Below are 17,359 nucleotides of genomic sequence, written 5' to 3'. Positions count from 1 at the left end.
CCCGCCGCCACCCAAACCGCCAACGCAACCAACGGCTCCGGAAGGCGCTGTGCATGTGCAGATCAGCACACCGCCCGCTGGGAACCAGACCACCCCCGCCCCCTTTGGACACGCAAAATGAGCACCAGCCCGCACGCCGAAAGCCTGCCGTACCGCCCGAATGTCGCCGCCATGATTTTTCGGGCGGATGGCCGTATTCTCATTGCCCGGCGTACAGACCAGCCCGGCGCGGGTGGCCCGCTTTCAGAAGGGATCTGGCAGTGCCCGCAAGGCGGCATTGATGACGGGGAAGAGCCGGAAGCAGCCGTATTCCGGGAAGTGCATGAAGAGCTAGGCCTCCCCTTCGGCATGCTCCACATCCTGCAGGAGCACCCGGACTGGATTACGTATGACCTGCCCGAGTATCTGATTGGCAAGGCTCTGGGGGGCCGTTTCCGCGGGCAGACACAAAAATGGTTTGCGCTGGCCTTTACCGGCACTGATGCCGATATCCGGCTTGATGCCCAGACCCCGCCGGAATTTGACGCCATCCAGTGGATTGAACTGGCTGATCTGCCCTCTGGCAATGTTGGCTTCAAAAAACCGATTTATGAGCGGCTGGTGCAGGCTTTCGCCCCGTTCGCGGCCCCGGCACACCCCTCCTCCACCTGATTTTCTCCAAATGTGACGAGCATAAAAAAGGGCGGGAAGAGGATCTCTCTTCCCGCCCTTTTTAAAACAGATGTCTGCGCTGTATTTAATGCGCAGCCGTCGGCTTGCCGCCGCTCTTGATGTTGGAGAGCAGGAAGCAGAACGGCACACACAGGAACGCCCCAATACCGAGGATCATGAAGACCTCGTTATAAGTCAGCATCGCGACCTGACGGGAGAACTCCTGAAACTGCACATGCTGCGCAACACTCTGCGCGGCCTCAGGCGTCAGTCCACGGTTGATGCCCGCATTCTGCGCCTGTGTCAGATACTCGTTATACGGTTCGTGATACGGCGTCATCCAGTGGACCATATGCGCCTGATGCGCCTGTTTCCGCTCCATCAGCAACGCCGTAGCCCCGGAAATAGCCAGAGACCCCAGCACGTTACGGGACATGCTGAACAGGGCGGACGCATCCGCATTCAGGCGTTCCGGAACGGTGGAATAGGCAATGGTAGACAGCGGCACGAACAGGAAGGCAAGACACGCCGTCTGACTCATCCGGAACAGCACCAGATGCTTGAAATCAAGCAGCGGTGCGAGCTGGGCAGAGAAGAACAGGGAAACGCCCATCAGCCCGAACCCCAGAGCAATCACGCTGCGCACGCTGGTAATACTCATCAGCTTGCCCACAAAGGGGATCAGCACAATCACCGCAATCCCGCCCGGTGAGAGGATCAGCCCGGACAGCGTCGCCGTATACCCCATAACCTGCTGGGCAAACTGCGGCACGATAATAGCAGAGGCGTAAAGCAGCGCCCCCATGGCCCCCATCATGGCTGTGCCGACCGCAAAGTTACGGTCCTTGAAAACCCGCAGATCCACCGCAGGCTTGTCCGTATGCAGCAGCCACAGCACGGCACCGCCCAGCCCAAGCACCGCCAGAACGCACATCACGCGGATAAAGGTGGAGCCAAACCAGTCGGCGTCCTCACCACGGTCCACCATGACCTCAAGGCAGCTAAACCCGATGGTGATCAGGCTGATACCAATGACATCAATCGGCGCTTTACGCTTTCTGGCCCATGGCGGGTCTTCCACCAGTGCGGCAACGCCAAGGGTGGTCAGGAAACCGAACGGCACGTTGATGAAGAAAATCCAGCGCCATGAGAAATTGTCGGTAATCCAGCCCCCCAGCGTAGGGCCAATCACTGGCCCGACAACTGCGGCAATTGCCGTAAGCCCGAAAGCTGCCGCGCGCTTTTCCGGCGGGAAGCTATCCAGAATAATGGATTGCTGGTTGGGTTGCAGACCGCCCCCAAAAAAGCCCTGCATCATGCGGAAGATAATCAGCTCCGCCAGACTGGTGGCCATACCACACAGAAAGGAGGAAACCGTAAACATGACAATACAGACCATAAAGTATCGTTTTCGGCCAAAGACCTTCCCCAGCCATCCGGAGATAGTGAGAACGATACCGTTTGCGACGAGGTAGGCCGTCAGCGTCCATGTCGCATCATCGTAGGTGCTGGAGAGGCTCCCGGCGATGTGCGGCAGGGACACGTTGACGATTGTCGTATCCAGAATTTCCATGAACGCCGCCATCGTGACGATAAAGGCGACGGACCACGGATTATGTTTGGGCTTCCACCCTCCGGCGGCAACCTCGTCCTGCGTGCTCATTGTGCGGCGGTCTCATGGCCTGCTGTGGACGCCGCTCTCTGGCGCTGCGCCACGGCCTGCTGCACATCGTGCGGCGCGGCATCCGCACGGCCCTGTGTATCCACATGCACCACGGGCACGACGGACATCCCGAGAGCAAGCTGCTGGTTCGGGTCCAGACCATCATCAATCAGAATTTTCACCGGCACACGCTGGACAATCTTCACGTAGTTGCCGGTCGCGTTTTCAGGCGGGAAGGCGCTGAAGGTCGCACCCGTTCCCTTCTGGAGGGAGTCCACATGGCCGTGCAGCTTGAGGGACGGATAGGCATCCACCTTGATATCCACCGTCTGACCGGGGCGGATATGGGTAATCTGCGTTTCCTTATAGTTGGCCACAACCCAGACTTCCGGCTCAACAATGGAGAACACAACCTGCCCGGCGCGGACGTAATTGCCCTGCTCCAGATTACGCTGTGAAATCCAGCCATCACACGGAGCGCGGATCACCGTCCATTCCAGATTGAGGTTGGCGTTATCCAGTTCGGCCTGATCCGCTTTGGCCTGACCTTCCTGCTGGCTGACCGTAATCTGGGCATTTTTGATATTCGGCTGCACCGGCGTTGCAATCTGCACCGCACCCTGTGCTTCCAGAACCTGCGCTTTGGCGGCATCCAGCGCGGCCCGCGCATAATCAATATCCTGCTGAGACGTTGCAGCGCGTTCCACGGAATGCTGACGCTTATAATCCGTTTCCGCTTTGAAGAGCTGCGCCTTGGCAGACGCCAGGTTCCCCTGCGCCCGGACAAGCTGGCCGGGATAGCTCTGCATCGCCACGATATGCATCATATCACTGGCCTGCATGGCCGCCTGAGATTTTTCTAAAAGACCTGCGGCCTTATCACGCGCGGCCTGCCAGTCTCTGGGGTCGATGCGGGCCAGAATCTGCCCTTTGCGGACAAACTGGTTATCATTCACCAGCAGTTCCGTCACATACCCGCCCACATGCGGCGCAATGGAGACGGCACGGCCTGCGGTAAACGCATCATCCGTTTCCACTTCATTACGCGTCAGGAACCAGTACACCCCGGCCGCTACCGCCAGCACAATCACAACGCATGTCAGAATAATCTTGGCGCGCCCGCTTTTCTTTTTTTCCGGCGGATTTTTCTCTGGCGGGGCGCCCCCGTTATCAGACGTTGCATCAGACTGTTCGTTATAGTCGTCGGCCATTCTGTTTCCCGTCCCTGAGACACACTTCAACACATAAAGTCAGTCACGGATGCTTCTGCTTCCGCCGCGCTGACCGATCGGTTCGGTCAGTATGTGGCATGATCCCAAAAAGGCTTCAAGCGGGCAGACGGCCCGCAAGGGCGTATCCGGCCCTAAAGCCTTGTCGGAACGACCAAAAAAAGACTCGCTTTAGTGCTCCAGTCCCTGCGTCCGGACCAGCCGGGCGTAGAGACCATCCTGCGCAATCAGTTCATCATGCGTGCCATATTCCACGGCCCGCCCTTCCCGCATGACCACCACCAGATCCGCCGAGCGGATGGTGGAGAGCCGGTGCGCCACCACAATGGTTGTACGGGCGTGGCGCAGGGTGCTGAGGGCTTCCTGAACAGCGGCTTCGTTCTCGCTATCCAGTGCGCTCGTCGCCTCGTCCAGCAGCAGCAGGCGCGGGTTGCGCAGCAGGGCGCGGGCCAGAGCCACACGCTGCCGCTGCCCGCCGGACAGACGCTGCCCACCGGGGCCAACCACTGTGTCATACCCGTCGGGCAAGGCGAGAATGAACGGTTCCGCAGCCGCAGCTCGGGCTGCGTCACGCACTGCCTCGTCAGACGCATTCTCCAGCCCGATCAGAATGTTGTCCCGGATGGACAGATCAAACAGCAACGGGTCCTGACTGACGTAAGCAATCGCATGCCGCAGGCTGGACAGCGTGAGATCCCGCAGGTCTACCCCATCCAGCAAAATCCGGCCGGACGTGACATCATGCAGGCGCGGCACGAGTGAAAGGGCTGTGGATTTACCCGCGCCAGAGGCCCCGACAAGCGCCACCGTAAAGCCCGGAGCAGCCTCCAGACTCAGGCTTTCCAGCCCCACGCGCCCGTCCGGGTAGACAAACCCGACATTTTCAAACGTCAGATGGCCATGCCCCGGTGGCAGGGCAATAGCGCCGGGCCGTTCCAGAACGGCCGGTTTTTCATCAATCACGTCAAACACGCGCACAAGGCCCGCCAGACCTTCCTGCAAGGCGGCATTCAGCGCGCCCAGCGCCCGCAGCGGACGCGCCGCCAGCAGAAGGGCCGCCACAAAACCGGAAAAATCCCCGAGCGTTGCGCCGCCCATGGCCGCACGCCAGCCCGCAAAGCCAAGCACCGCCGCTACGGCAGAACCACCCAGAGCTTCCAGCAGAGGGTCAACACGCGCCCGGCCACGGGTAATACGCAGCATCGCGTTATAAAGATGATCAAAAGAAAGAGCCGCCCGCGCACTTTCCTTCTGCTCCATGCCGTACACCCGCACGGTGCGCGCCTGAGAAAAACTTTCAGTCAGGAACGCCGCGGTCTCCCCGATTCTTTCCTGCATCCCGCCGGACGCCCGGCGCACGCGCTTGCCCAGTTTCTGGATCGGCACGGCCGCCACCGGGTACAGCAGGCCCGCAATCAGGCTCAGTTCCCAGTCCATATAGAACATGGAGGCAATCAGCCCGACCACCGTCACCACATCGCCCAGAGAGTTGACGGCGCGAATCATCGCCTCACGGATAGAAACGGCATCGGTCGTAAAACGCGCGGCCAGTTTGGCGGGCGGCTCGCGCTCAATACGGGTCACATCCGTCTGGACCAGATGGTCAAACATCTCACCCTGCAAGCCGCGAATCACCACCAGCACCAGCCCCTGCGCCGCCAGCGTCTGCGCATACTGGGAGGCCGCCTTGGAAATGGTAATCAGCACCACCAGCAGCGGCACCTGATACAGAATACGGGAATCATGCGTGGCAAACATGTCCAGCGCACGCTGGATCACCAGCGGATACAGAGCCGTCAGGGCGGCTGTCAGCACCGTCAGCACAATTACGGCGGTAATCCGTGCGGGGTGCAGGCGCACCTGCTCCCGCCAGAGGCGATTTAGCAGAACACGAGAGTCGTCGGGCAGCAGGGAACGGCGGCTGGCGGCAGCCGCACCATCAGGCTTTGCAGAAGTCATGCCAGACCTCTACCAGCCTCACACGCTGCTATGCAAAGGGGCAGCCTAGCTTTGGGATTTTAAAACCTTTTTCAGGAAGGCCAGACAGGCCTCGGCCGAGGCTGTACAGCCCTCGGCCAGCCACCACGCCCGTACCTGCTCCAGCACCGCACCAACCTGTGGCCCCGGCGGATGGCCCGCGGCCAGAACATCCCGCCCCGCCAGCGGAAAAACCGGCGGCGTCATGGCGGACAGCCGGGTTCTGAGCGCCAGCCAGTCAGCGCTGGAGGCGTTTTTCTCTGCGTCTTTCGTCCCGGCGGTCCACTCCCCCTCAGCCCGGTCGGCCTGCTCAAGCCATGTGCGGCCAAGCAACATCTCCGGCGGCTCCTGTGCCAGCAGACGCCGCAGATCAGCATCCGTCATGTGCGGCTGAGGGACTGGCGGGCTGGAAACCCCTTTCAGAAAAGCCGCCTCTGCTTTTGAGAGTTTCAGACGACGGGCGAGGTCTCCCTTGTCTTCAGGCGCCAGCCCCGCCAGCCGCAAAACGGCATCCGCCGGCGCACCCTCCACGACCATCCGGGTGAGGCGCGCCCCTGTCACCCCACTGGGGAACAGGACCGCCAGAACGCCGGTCTGCTCCATCAGGCTCAGCGTCTCCGGCACAGCAGGGCCGGTCAGAAGACGTTTGAGTTCGGACCAGATCCGCTCAACAGAAAGGCCACGCAGCAAACCGGCCTGCGCCGTAACAGCCTCTATTGCCTCGGCATCCGGCTGCCCCCTGCCATATCGGGCCTGAAAGCGGAAAAAGCGGAGAATCCGCAGCGCATCTTCCGCAATGCGGGTTGCGGCATTGCCCACAAACCGCACCAGCCCCTGCGCAAGATCCTGCTGCCCGCCAAAATAATCATGCAGCACCCCGTCCCGCCCGCGGGACATGGCGTTCATGGTAAAATCACGCCGGGCAGCATCCTCCCGCCAGTCTGCTGTCCAGACCACGACGGCATGGCGGCCATCCGTCTCCACATCCCGGCGCAGGGTGGTGATTTCATACGGGGCGGACTCAATCACCGCTGTCACGGTGCCATGGGCCAGCCCTGTGGGAATGGCTTTAATCCCGGCCTGCTTCAGCGTAGCCAATACCTGTTCCGGCGGCTCTGGCGTCGCGAGGTCAACATCCGCGACGGAACGACCCATCATCAGGTCCCGCACCACGCCGCCCACCAGCCGGGCCTCCGGCAGAACCTGCCAGAGCAGCCCGAGCGCATGCCTCTGCTGTGCGGATAAATGCGTCTGCGCAGCCTGCGGGCCGGATGTCATGTGCCGCAAGGTTCCGCAGGCAGACGCGCCAGCGGGAAGAAGCAGTCACAACTCCACACCCCCATGCAGGGCACCCCCTCACACTGGCCCGGCTCCGCCAGTGCAGCCAGTTCATACCAGACCGGGCGGGAGAGCCGGGCTTCTATAGGAAAGCGCCCGTCCCCGGCCCTTACGAGCAGATAAGGCGGGCACCCGCCGTCCCCACAGGCTTCATTCGGCACATTCCAGACCGCCCGAATCGGATGCTCACGGCTGGCGACAACAGGCTCGTCCACATTGGTACGGAAGCACAGCTTCTGCATGCGGCCGCAGCCTTTCCAGTCCAGTTCCACCGCCAGAAAGGGCACATCCTCGACCTCAATCGTGCCGGTTTCAAACGGGGAGCGCAGCAGATACGCGCCCGCCTCATCCCGCGTCAGCATGGAGCCAAACAGGCAGAGCATTTCCTTCCGCTTGATGGGTGAGCCTCGATAAAGCCAGACACCATCACGACGAATAAGAAACGGCAGCGTCCTCTGCCCCTCGTGCTGCCCTGCTTTTTCCGTACAGGCAGTGGCGCGGGGCACCGCATTCTTCTGGGTCTGGCCTTCAGCATTCACCGGTGGAGCATCCTGTTCGTGACTGTTTCACTGCAATGAGCATGATATAGGGATGATACCATGCTTGATGTAAGCCCTGTATCTGTCAGACTGGACCCATGACCTCATCAGACACATCGCCCCTCGCCGCCCAGCCTGCCACCATGCCTGATGTGCGTGAAGCGGATATGATCTGTGAACGCCTCCAGCACGCCCGGCAGGAAACCTCCCGCATCATCTTTGGTCAGGACAAAGTGATCAGCCAGACGCTGACCGCCATTCTGGCCGGGGGCCATGCGCTGCTGGTGGGCGCGCCGGGTCTGGGCAAAACGCTGCTGGTTACAACGCTGGGCACCGTTCTGGGGCTGGATGCACGCCGTGTGCAGTTTACGCCGGACCTGATGCCCTCCGACATTACCGGCAGTGAAATTCTGGATGAAGACGCCTCAGGCCGCCGCAGCTTTCGCTTTGTGCCCGGCCCGGTCTTCTGCCAGTTGCTGATGGCTGATGAAATCAACCGCGCCAGCCCGCGCACCCAGTCCGCCCTGTTGCAGGCCATGCAGGAACGCCGCGTGGCGGTTGCCGGGGCGGAGCATCCGCTCCCCCGCCCGTTCCATGTTCTGGCCACCCAGAATCCGCTGGAGCAGGAAGGCACCTACCCCCTGCCGGAAGCCCAGCTTGACCGCTTCATGCTGCAAATTCCGCTGACCTTCCCGGACGAGCAGGCGGAACGCACCATGCTGCTCGCCACCACCGGCACGCAGGAAGCGCAGGCCCAGCCGGTGATGGACACCGCAGGCCTGACAGAGGCACAGGCGCTGGTCCGCCGTCTGCCCGTGGGTGAGAAAATTGTGGATGCCATTCTGGAACTGGTCCGCTCCGCCCGGCCTGAAACATCGCCTGACAGCACCCTCCGCATACAGATTGCGTGGGGCCCCGGCCCGCGCGCCGCACAGGCCCTGATGCTGGCGACGCGCGCCCGCGCCCTGCTGGACGGACGGCTCTCCCCCAGTCTGGACGACGTGATTGCCCTCGCCCGCCCTGTGCTGGCGCACCGCATGGCCCTCACCTTTGCGGCCCGGGCAGACGGCGTGCTGCTGGATGATGTGCTGACGCGGCTCGTCAACCGGCTGGGCTAACCCTTTGGTCCGGCCTGCTTTTTCACTGCCCGCATTCCTGCGCCGCCTGCGGCCGCAAGCGCAGACCACAGCGCAGACGGCTGACGGCTCTGGCCTGCCGGGGAACACCTCTGGCACATCCGCGTCTGGCGGTCTGTTTGGGCGTGTGCGGCACGGCATGCCGCAACCAGTCTCCTCCTCCGCCAGCAACGTGGCCTCGGCTCTGGCGGCGCGCCTGCCGGGGCTGGTGCTTCAGGCTGACCATATTGCCGCCACGCTGTTTGCCGGGCAGCATGGCCAGCGCCGGTCCGGCAGCGGGGAAACCTTCTGGCAATACCGGCAGGCCTTGCCCGGTGAACCCGCAAACCATATCGACTGGCGACAGTCCGCGCGAAGCACCCATGCCTATGTGCGGGAAACGGAAGCAGAATCCGCCCAGACTATTTTTATCTGGTGTGACCTCTCCCCCTCCATGGCATGGCGCTCCAGCGCCTCACTGCCGGAAAAGCAGGACAGCGCGATTCTGATCGCGCTCGCAACGGCCTCCCTCCTGCTGCGCAATGGGGAGCGGGTGCAGCTTTTAACGCCCTCCGGCCCGGCTGTTCTGCCCCCCGGAGGCAGCGGGCTGGAGCGTCTGGCGCTCGGGCTGGCCCAGCTTGCCGCGTCTCCGGCATCCGCACGCCACGCCCTTCCTCCCTCCTCCGTTCTGCCGCGTTACGCACATCTTCTGATTGTGAGCGATTTTCTATGCGCCGAGGAGGCGTTCCAGACCTGCCTGCATCATCTGGCCGGTCGCCCGGTCCGCAGCCATCTGGTGCAGGTGACGGACCCGGCGGAACGCACACTCCCGTATCAGGGTCGTGTGCGTTTTGAAGGGCTGGAAGGCGAAGCGGAGATTGACCTGCCAAACGTGCAAACCCTGCAACAGGATTACAGGCGTCTGATTGAAGCCCGGACGGCGCAGCTTACAGCCCTCGCCACCCGTTATGGGCATGACCTTGTTCTGCACAGCACGGATCAGTCGCCCATGCCTGCGCTGCTGGCGCTCCATACGCTTCTGTCTGGGCACACGGGTCCGTCCGGTAAGGGTGGGAGGCAATCATGATCTTTCTTGCCCCGCTGGCCCTTTTCGGCCTGCTCACCCTCCCGCTCGTCTGGTGGCTGCTCCGCGCCACGCCGCCTACTCCCCGCGTGCAGCGCTTTCCGGCGGTCGCGCTGCTGCGCGCCTTGCGCCCGCACCAGACTGACGCCGTTCGTTCCCCGTTATGGCTGCTACTGGTCCGGCTGGCTGCCGTTGCCTGTCTGGTGCTGGGGCTGGCGCAGCCGGTTCTGCCGGGGGACCGTCTGCCCAGCGCCGGGCACGGGCCGCTCCTGCTGGTGATGGACGATGGTCTTTTTGCCGCGTCAGACTGGGGCCGCCGCATTGCCACCGCGCAAGGGCTGGTGGACGATGCTGACCATGCCGGACGCACTATTCTGTTCTTCCGCACGGCACCCGCAGCCGACGGGCACCCGGCGCAGCCTCCCGCACCCCGGTCCGCTGCCGCCATCCGGCAGGAACTGGACAGCATGCGCCCCGCTCCCTGGCGCACGGATAGAGCCGCAGCGGCTCACGCACTGGCCACTCTGCCCCACACCAATGGCTCTGTGCTGTATCTGGCAGATGGTGTCGCGTCTGGTGGTGAGGACTTTGCCCGTGCCCTCCGCGCATTCGGCCCCGTTCAGGAAATCCGTTTTCCGGACGCCTCCGTGCTGACCCTTGCGCCTGCGGCGGAACGCACCGGCACGCAGATGGCGCGCCTGCTGGCTCTGCCGCTCCCGGCTCCGCGCTCCCTTTCCGTGCGGGTGCACGCGCAGGATGGCGGGACGCTGGCTGTCCTGCCGCTGGTTCTGCCTGCCGGAGCCGCGCAGATGGATGTGCCCGTCACGCTGCCAACGGCCGTCCGCAACCGGATTGACCAGATTTCTCTGACCGGACAAAGCAGCGCTGCCACGACGCTCCTGTTTGATGAAGGGGACCGTCTGCGCCCCGTCGGACTAATGACTTCCGGCGCGGCTGATACCCCGCTGATCGGCCCGCTGTTCTACCTGCGCCGCGCTCTTGCCCCCACGGCGGACCTGCATGAAGGCACTCCGGCCACCCTGCTGGCCCAGCCGCTTTCCGTTATCATCGCGCCGGATGGTACGCTGGCCAACCCGGCTATCCGCCAGAAAGTGAAAGACTGGGTGAAAAACGGCGGCACCCTGATCCGCTTTGCAGGCCCGGCTCTGGCTGGCGCGCAGCACGGCACGGAGCCGGATGGCAGCACGCCTAACGCTCCGGCGGGTGAGGACATCGACACGTCAGACAACCACCCGGCGAGCGACCCGTCTGCTGACCCCACTTCTGACCTGCTGCCCGTCGCCCTGCTGGACGGCTCCCGCCAGCTTGGTGGCACCATGACGTGGGGTGCCCCCCAGAAGCTGGCCGCTTTTGACGCCACATCCCCGTTCCATGGGCTGGAGATCCCGGCGGATGTCACGATCTCCCGGCAGGTTCTGGCCAGCCCTGTGGCGGATCTTGCGGCCCATAACTGGGCACGGCTGACGGACGGAACCCCGCTTGTCACGCACGCGGCGCTGGGTAAGGGGGATATCATTCTCTTTCACGTCAGCAGTACAGCGGACTGGTCCAACCTGCCGCTGTCCGGTCTGTTTGTCTCCATGCTGCAACGGCTGACAGACCACGCCAATGGCGTCACCATCCCGGCGGATGACACACTTCTCGCCCCGGTGCTGACACTGGACGGAGACGGCGTGCTCGGCCCGCCGCCGCCTGCGGCACGAGGCCTGAAAGCAAGCGATTTTGCACACACGCCCGTTTCCCCCGCACACCCTCCGGGCCTGTATGGGCCGCGCGCTGCGCGCCGTGCGCTCAATGCCAGCAGCCAGATGACTACCCTCACAGCCGCAGCCCCTGTGGGTACGCTGACCAGCCCCGCCGGACGCAGGCCAGATACCGCACTGGCCCCCGTTCTGCTCTGTCTGGCAGCGGCCTTGCTTCTGCTCGATGGTCTGCTGGTTCTCGCCATGCGGGCCGGGTTCTCCCTACCCGGCATGACCAGACAGTCTCCGGGGAATCCCTCCCGCAAATCCTCCCTGCGGCCTTCTGGCAAACAGGGTTTATCCCTGCTTGTAGCCTGCGCGCTCACACTTCCGGCCCTCGCCTCCGCGCAGACGGCAACGGCCACACAGGCACAGGCACCAGTGCAATCCCCCGATGCCGCCGGACCAACGGCACAGCCTGCCGGGCCGGTTTCCGGAACCCCTGCAACGCCATCGCCCTCCGCCGCCAGCCCGACGCCGGTGCCCGGAGCAGCACTGGAGACGCGGCTGGCCTATGTCATTACCGGGCATGACGAGATTGATACCGTCTCCCGGCAGGGGCTTCAGGGTCTGTCCGACTATACCAACGCCCGCACTTCCGCCATGCTCGGACACCCGGACGGTGTCAGGCCGGGGCAAGATGATCTGAGCTATTACCCGCTCCTCTACTGGCCTATCACGCCGGACGCCGCTCCCACACCGGCCATGACGGCAGCTCTCACCGCGTTTATGGCACATGGCGGCATTGTGCTGATTGACACACAGGGGCAGGATTCCGGCAATCAGAGCGATAGCTCCGGCCCCTACGCCGGAGACGCCCCCGGCACACGGTCCGCCTTACGGCGCCTGACCGCTGGCCTGCCCATCCCGCCGCTGATGACCATGACGGACCACCATCTGCTGGCACACACATTTTATATGCTGCATGACTTTCCGGGCCGGTATGCGGAACAACCCGTCTGGGTTGCGCGGGAGGGAGAGGCCGAGAATGATGATGTCAGCCCGGTCATTATCGGCTCCGCGGACTGGGCGCACGCATGGGCCGTGGATGAAAACGGCAATACGCCGTTCGCGGTGCTGCCGGATGGCGCGGACCAGCGGCAACTGGCCTATCGTTTTGGCGTCAACACCATCATTTATGCGCTGACCGGCAACTACAAGGCCGATCAGGTGCATGTGCCCATGTTGCTCAAGCGGCTGGGGGAATAAGCACCATGCCCCACTCTCTTGTTCCGTCCGTTGCCCGCTCCGTTGGTTTTGCCCCGCTTGTGCCGGTCTGGCTGCTGGTCACTCTGGCCGTGCTGGCGGCGGGGTTGTGTGTGTTTGCGCTGCTCCGGCGCACAAAAGGCGCATTCTTCCGACTGGCGGCCATGCTCTCGGTGCTGGTGTGGCTGGCCGGGCCACAGCGCCTGCATGAAAGCTGGCATGTGCTGCCGGAAACGGCCCTGCTGCTGGTTGATCAGTCTCCCTCCATGTCTGTTGGCCAGCGCGCCGCCATTGCGCGGCAGGCCGCCAGCACACTGGCACAGGCCCATACGGAAGGGCTGACACTCCGCACCGTTACGGTCCGCAGTTCCGGCCATAACGGCACCCGCCTGTTTGACGCGCTGGAACAGGCCGCGGCAGACGTGCCGCCCGACCAGCTGGCCGGGGCTGTCATGATTACGGATGGTCAGGTTGCCGATATCCCGGCTGGCGCTAGCGCGGCCTCCGTGCCCGACCGGCTGCGCCCGACCACCCCGGACGGCCAGCGGATAACCCTGCCCCTGCATATTCTGCTGCCCGCAAAAGGCGAAGAAACGGACCGCCAGCTCCGTATTCTGCAGGCACCGCCCTATGCCATTGTTGGCCAGCCCGCCAAACTCCGTATTCAGGTCGATGATGCCGGACCGGGCACCACACCGGGCGCGCAGGCGGATATCACGCTCCGCGTCAATGGGGATGATCCGGTGATCATCCCCGTCCGTACGGGGACGCCACAGGATATTTCCCTGCCGGTGCCGCATCCGGGCCAGTTACTGGTCAGCCTGTCCGTCGCCCCGCTGGAGGGCGAGGTTTCTCAGCTTAACAACCAGTCTGTCACGCGGATTACCGGCATCCGGGACCGGCTGCGCGTCCTGCTGATTTCCGGCACCCCTAATCAGGGTGAGCGCGTCTGGCGGCGTTTGCTGAAGGCCGATCCGTCGGTGGATCTGATTCACTTCACCATTCTGCGTCCGCCAGATAAGGATGACGGCACCCCGCTGTCTGATCTCGCTCTGATTGCCTTCCCCGTGCGAGAGCTGTTTCAGGACAAGATCAACCAGTTTGACCTGATCATTCTGGACGGGTTTGAAAACCGAAACATCCTGCCGCACGCCTATCTGAACAACATCGCCAATTTTGTGCGCAAAGGGGGCGGCCTGCTGCTGACGGGCGGTCCGGAATTTGTCGGCCCCGGCACGCTTCAGGATACCCCGGTGGGGGATATCCTGCCCGCGCATGTCCCGTCTGAAAGCGGTCTGGTTGAACAACGCTTTCGCCCGAAACTGACTGCGGAGGGGCGCCGCCACCCGGTGACCGCCGCCCTGCCCGGCGCGCCGCCGCCATCGGGCGCGGCCGATACGGCGCAGAGCATCCCCGGCGAATGGGGGCCGTGGTACCGTGCCCTCAGGCCGGATACCACGCACGGCCAGACCCTGATGAGCGGGCCAGACAACGCCCCGCTGCTGGTGCTTGACCATGTGGATCAGGGCCGCGTGGCGCTCCTGCTGTCTGACCAGATCTGGCTCTGGTCTCGCGGGGAAGGCGGCGGTGGTCCGCAGGCTGAACTGCTGCGCCGGATTTCCCACTGGCTGATGAAAGAGCCGGAACTGGAGGAAGAACAACTGACCGCCGCCATTGCCGGGGGCGAACTGACAGTCACGCGCCGCAGCACGGCTGGCGCACCGCTCAAATCCGTCACCGTCACGCCGCCCGGTAGTGCAGCGGTCAGCCTGAACCTTCATTCCGTCACAGAAGGCGCAGACGCTAAGGGCGACGCAACCGGCCTCAGCACAGGCCGCATGCAGGCTGATAAGCCGGGCATCTGGCAGGTGGATGATGGCACGCACAAAGCCTTCGCGGCCCCGGTGCAGCCAGACCCGCAGGAATTTGCGGACCTCCGCGCCACCGCCAGCCATCTGAACGCAGTCGTCAGTGCGACGGGGGGCGGTGTTTTCTGGACAGGGGAAAACAGTGCCTCCCCCACCGTGCCGGGCCTGCGGCTGGCAGACGGCAGCACCCCGCACGGGGCAGACTGGATGGGCTTCCCGCACCGCAACGCGCATGTTGTGACCGGGAAAAGTGCCACGCCCCTTTTACCGGCCTGGCTGATGCTCGGCCTCACCCTCTGCCTGCTGTTTGCAGGCTGGTGGCGGGAAGGACGGCGCGGATAACCGTTTTCCTTTCCGCCCGCACACGGGTGTGATAAATAACAAATCAGGTTCCACCTATGGACAGATCATGACCCGTTTCTTCCGCTTTACTCCGGCTGCTCTCATGGTTGGTGGCAGCCTTTTTCTCGCCTGTGCCACGCCCGTCTGGGCGCAATCCGCCCGTGAGGCCGAAGCTCAGGCTGCTGCGGAAGAAGCTGCCCAGAAAGCCGAAGCGGCGAAAGCGGCCAAACGCGCTGCGCCTCCGGCGTCCATTCCCGGCGCAGAAGCTCCTGATGACGATGAAAATGACCATTCCAACACGGATATGGAGCCGACCGCTGCCCTGTTTGACGCCATTAACCGCGGCAACCTGCTTTCCGCCAAAGAAGCGGTCAACCGTGGCGCGGACCTGAACCATCACAACATTCTGGGCCAGACCCCGCTGGATATGGCCATTGACCTCAACCGGAACCCCATCATCTTCCTGCTGCTGTCCATGCGTGGCAGCGATGACCGCCCGCGCACCGACATCACCACAAAAACCCGCGGGATGGATACGGAAGACGGCGCAGGCCATCTGACAATCGGCGGCACGGCCGGACGCCATAACGCCACGTCCGTTTCCGGCAGAAGCCGGTATGACGCGACGGGTGGCTCTCCCCGGCCCGATATCGGCTTCCTCGGGTTTGGCGGAAGCTGAGTTTCCTTTATCAGCCAACAAAAAAGCCGCCTCTTCCGGGCGGCTTTTTTTATAACCTCATTCTCTTGCAACAAGACCAAGGCAGAGCCGTAACCGGCCCGGCCCCAGTGCGTTCAGAGTTCAGACAGAAATGACGTTACTGGCGCCACGGCCAGACTGCACCAGACTTTCCTGCCGCAGCACATCCAGCGGCAGCCAGACGCCATCACGCTCAAAATGCCAGAAAGTCCAGCCATTGCAGGACGGAGCATTAGTCAGCATCGCGCCCATTTTGTGAATGGAGCCGCGCTTATCCCCGCTGACCAGTGTGCCATCAGGAGAAACGGTTGCCTGCACGCGCTGCTTCTTGTCTGCCAGCACAACACCCGCGGAGAGTAGTCCCTGCTCTACCAGACTACCAAACGGCACACGCGGTGCCTCGCGCTTGTCCAGCGTGGTCATAACGGCATCATCCGGCAGAGGCTCTTCCCGCGCCACGCGACCCAGAGCCGCCTCCACATAATCCGGGTGGCGCTCAATGCCGATAAAGCGGCGGCGCAGGCGCTTGGCCATCGCAGGCGTCGTGCCCGTGCCGGTAAAGGGGTCGAGCACAACATCATCAACAGATGTGGAGGCCAGCAGAACGCGGTGCAGCAGGCTTTCCGGCTTCTGGGTCGGATGCAGCTTCAGGCCATGTTCATTGCGCAGGCGCTCATTGCCCGTGCAGAGTGGCAGATACCAGTCGGAGCGCATCTGCACATCATCATTCAGAGCCTTCATAGCCTGATAGTTGAAGCGGTAACGGCTATCCTCGCTCCGGGCGGCCCAGATCATGGTTTCATGCGCGTTGGTAAAGCGGCGCCCCCGGAAATTAGGCATCGGGTTGGATTTCCGCCAGACAATATCATTGAGAATCCAGAATCCCAGATCCTGCAAAATCGCACCGATGCGGAAAATATTGTGATAGGAGCCGATCACCCAGATCGTGCCATCCTTATGCAGGACGCGGCGCGCTTCCGTCAGCCATGCGCGGGTAAAGCGGTCATATTCGGCCAGATCGGAAAACTTGTCCCAGTCATCATCCACGCCGTCCACGAGGGAATCATCCGGGCGACGCAGTTCACCGCGCAACTGGAGGTTGTATGGCGGGTCTGCAAACACACAGTCCACAGAGCCAGACGGCAGGCCGCGCATGGTTTCCACGCATTCGCCACGCAGAATCTGATCAAGAGGAAGTTCCATACTGATTGATTTTGCGCCGCTCATGCCCGGCCCTCCATAGCAAGATGTTCAATTTGCCGGCGCACTGTGCCGAATGTTTTACGATGATGCGGGGTGACACCCGCGCTGCTCAAAGCCGCGCGATGCACTACGGTGCCGTAACCGGAATTTCGGTCCCAGCCATAAGCGGGCCAGCGCACGTCCAGACGCGCCATAATGCGGTCCCGCACGACTTTGGCCATGATTGATGCTGCTGCAATGGAAAGGCTGAGCGCGTCCCCGCCCACAAGAGCTTCCGCCCGGCACCCGAAGGACGGCAGCTTATTGCCATCCACCAGCACATAATCCGGCAGGCGCGGCAGGCGCGCCACAGCGCGCTGCATGGCCAGATGGGCAGCGTGATGGATGTTGAGCGTATCAATTTCGGAAGCAGACGCAGCACCCAGACCAATTTCAATTCCGGGCACATCCGGCAGGCGGGCCGCAATGGCCTCACGCACAGCAGGCTTCAGTTTTTTGGAATCATCAATAACGGCTGCAAGGTCATCCGGCACACCCGCACCAAAGACGACAGCGGCAGCCACCACGGGACCAGCCAGCGGGCCACGCCCGACTTCATCAACACCGGCGACGCGCCCGCCGTGTTGCTGCTCCCGTGTAAAATCCGGCATGACCCCTCTTTCCACTCATTTGGCAGGACTCGGT

Annotated in this window: 13 protein-coding genes; 6 read left to right on the top strand and 7 right to left on the bottom strand. The window is 63.0% G+C overall.

The genetic code is table 11. The features are described from left to right. Positions 1-117: 117 nt before the first annotated feature. The gene (locus JK199_RS04430; RefSeq protein ID WP_212374047.1) at positions 118-651 is read left to right on the top strand and encodes an RNA pyrophosphohydrolase; all 534 of its coding nucleotides are present in this window, start codon (positions 118-120) and stop codon (positions 649-651) included. Between the two features lie 85 nt (positions 652-736). Here the strand turns inward: JK199_RS04430 and JK199_RS04425 are convergent, their stop codons facing one another. The 5 genes from JK199_RS04425 to JK199_RS04405 all read right to left on the bottom strand — a co-directional run bounded on the left by JK199_RS04425 (position 737) and on the right by JK199_RS04405 (position 7,364). Continuing rightward, positions 737-2,314 (bottom strand): DHA2 family efflux MFS transporter permease subunit, encoded by a 1,578-nt coding sequence (locus JK199_RS04425; RefSeq protein WP_212374045.1) that lies wholly within the window; start codon positions 2,312-2,314, stop codon positions 737-739. Then, the gene (locus JK199_RS04420; protein ID WP_077930104.1) at positions 2,311-3,525 is read right to left on the bottom strand and encodes an HlyD family secretion protein; all 1,215 of its coding nucleotides are present in this window, start codon (positions 3,523-3,525) and stop codon (positions 2,311-2,313) included. The genes JK199_RS04425 and JK199_RS04420 overlap by 4 nt, the downstream gene beginning before the upstream one ends. A gap of 189 nt (positions 3,526-3,714) precedes the next feature. Next, positions 3,715-5,502 carry an ABC transporter ATP-binding protein gene (locus tag JK199_RS04415; RefSeq protein WP_212360102.1) on the bottom strand — a complete coding sequence of 596 codons (1,788 nt, stop codon included), beginning with the start codon at positions 5,500-5,502 and terminating at the stop codon, positions 3,715-3,717. Between the two features lie 45 nt (positions 5,503-5,547). Continuing rightward, positions 5,548-6,798, bottom strand: a complete 1,251-nt coding sequence (locus JK199_RS04410) for a CCA tRNA nucleotidyltransferase (RefSeq protein ID WP_212374043.1) — start codon at positions 6,796-6,798, stop codon at positions 5,548-5,550. Next, complete coding sequence (locus JK199_RS04405; RefSeq protein ID WP_237388727.1) at positions 6,795-7,364, bottom strand: DUF1285 domain-containing protein; 570 nt, start codon at positions 7,362-7,364, stop codon at positions 6,795-6,797. The genes JK199_RS04410 and JK199_RS04405 overlap by 4 nt, the downstream gene beginning before the upstream one ends. 131 nt (positions 7,365-7,495) lie before the next feature. Between JK199_RS04405 and JK199_RS04400 the strand changes: the two genes are divergently transcribed. From JK199_RS04400 to JK199_RS04380, 5 genes are all read left to right on the top strand, one after another. Next, the gene (locus JK199_RS04400) at positions 7,496-8,515 is read left to right on the top strand and encodes an AAA family ATPase (RefSeq protein WP_212374041.1); all 1,020 of its coding nucleotides are present in this window, start codon (positions 7,496-7,498) and stop codon (positions 8,513-8,515) included. Between the two features lie 4 nt (positions 8,516-8,519). Next, positions 8,520-9,599, top strand: a complete 1,080-nt coding sequence (locus tag JK199_RS04395) for a DUF58 domain-containing protein (protein ID WP_244984872.1) — start codon at positions 8,520-8,522, stop codon at positions 9,597-9,599. Beyond that, the gene (locus JK199_RS04390) at positions 9,596-12,568 is read left to right on the top strand and encodes a DUF4159 domain-containing protein (protein WP_212374039.1); all 2,973 of its coding nucleotides are present in this window, start codon (positions 9,596-9,598) and stop codon (positions 12,566-12,568) included. Before JK199_RS04395 ends, JK199_RS04390 begins: the two co-directional genes overlap by 4 nt. Before the next feature lie 5 nt (positions 12,569-12,573). Beyond that, the gene (locus tag JK199_RS04385) at positions 12,574-14,775 is read left to right on the top strand and encodes a VWA domain-containing protein (protein ID WP_212374037.1); all 2,202 of its coding nucleotides are present in this window, start codon (positions 12,574-12,576) and stop codon (positions 14,773-14,775) included. A gap of 67 nt (positions 14,776-14,842) precedes the next feature. Further along, positions 14,843-15,454: an ankyrin repeat domain-containing protein gene (locus tag JK199_RS04380; RefSeq protein WP_086655540.1), complete on the top strand. Its 612-nt coding sequence runs from the start codon at positions 14,843-14,845 to the stop codon at positions 15,452-15,454. A 120-nt stretch (positions 15,455-15,574) separates the two neighbouring features. Here the strand turns inward: JK199_RS04380 and JK199_RS04375 are convergent, their stop codons facing one another. Both JK199_RS04375 and JK199_RS04370 read right to left on the bottom strand, forming a co-directional pair. Further along, positions 15,575-16,699, bottom strand: coding sequence for a site-specific DNA-methyltransferase (locus JK199_RS04375; RefSeq protein ID WP_077930110.1), 1,125 nt, complete (start codon positions 16,697-16,699; stop codon positions 15,575-15,577). Next, positions 16,696-17,325, bottom strand: a complete 630-nt coding sequence (locus JK199_RS04370) for a ribonuclease HII (RefSeq protein WP_077930111.1) — start codon at positions 17,323-17,325, stop codon at positions 16,696-16,698. Before JK199_RS04370 ends, JK199_RS04375 begins: the two co-directional genes overlap by 4 nt. Positions 17,326-17,359 lie beyond the last annotated feature (34 nt).

Source organism: Acetobacter persici (assembly GCF_018256955.1).
Lineage (GTDB): Bacteria > Pseudomonadota > Alphaproteobacteria > Acetobacterales > Acetobacteraceae > Acetobacter > Acetobacter persici.
Note: the sequence above shows the minus strand (reverse complement) of the source record. Positions and strands in the feature narration are given on the sequence as shown.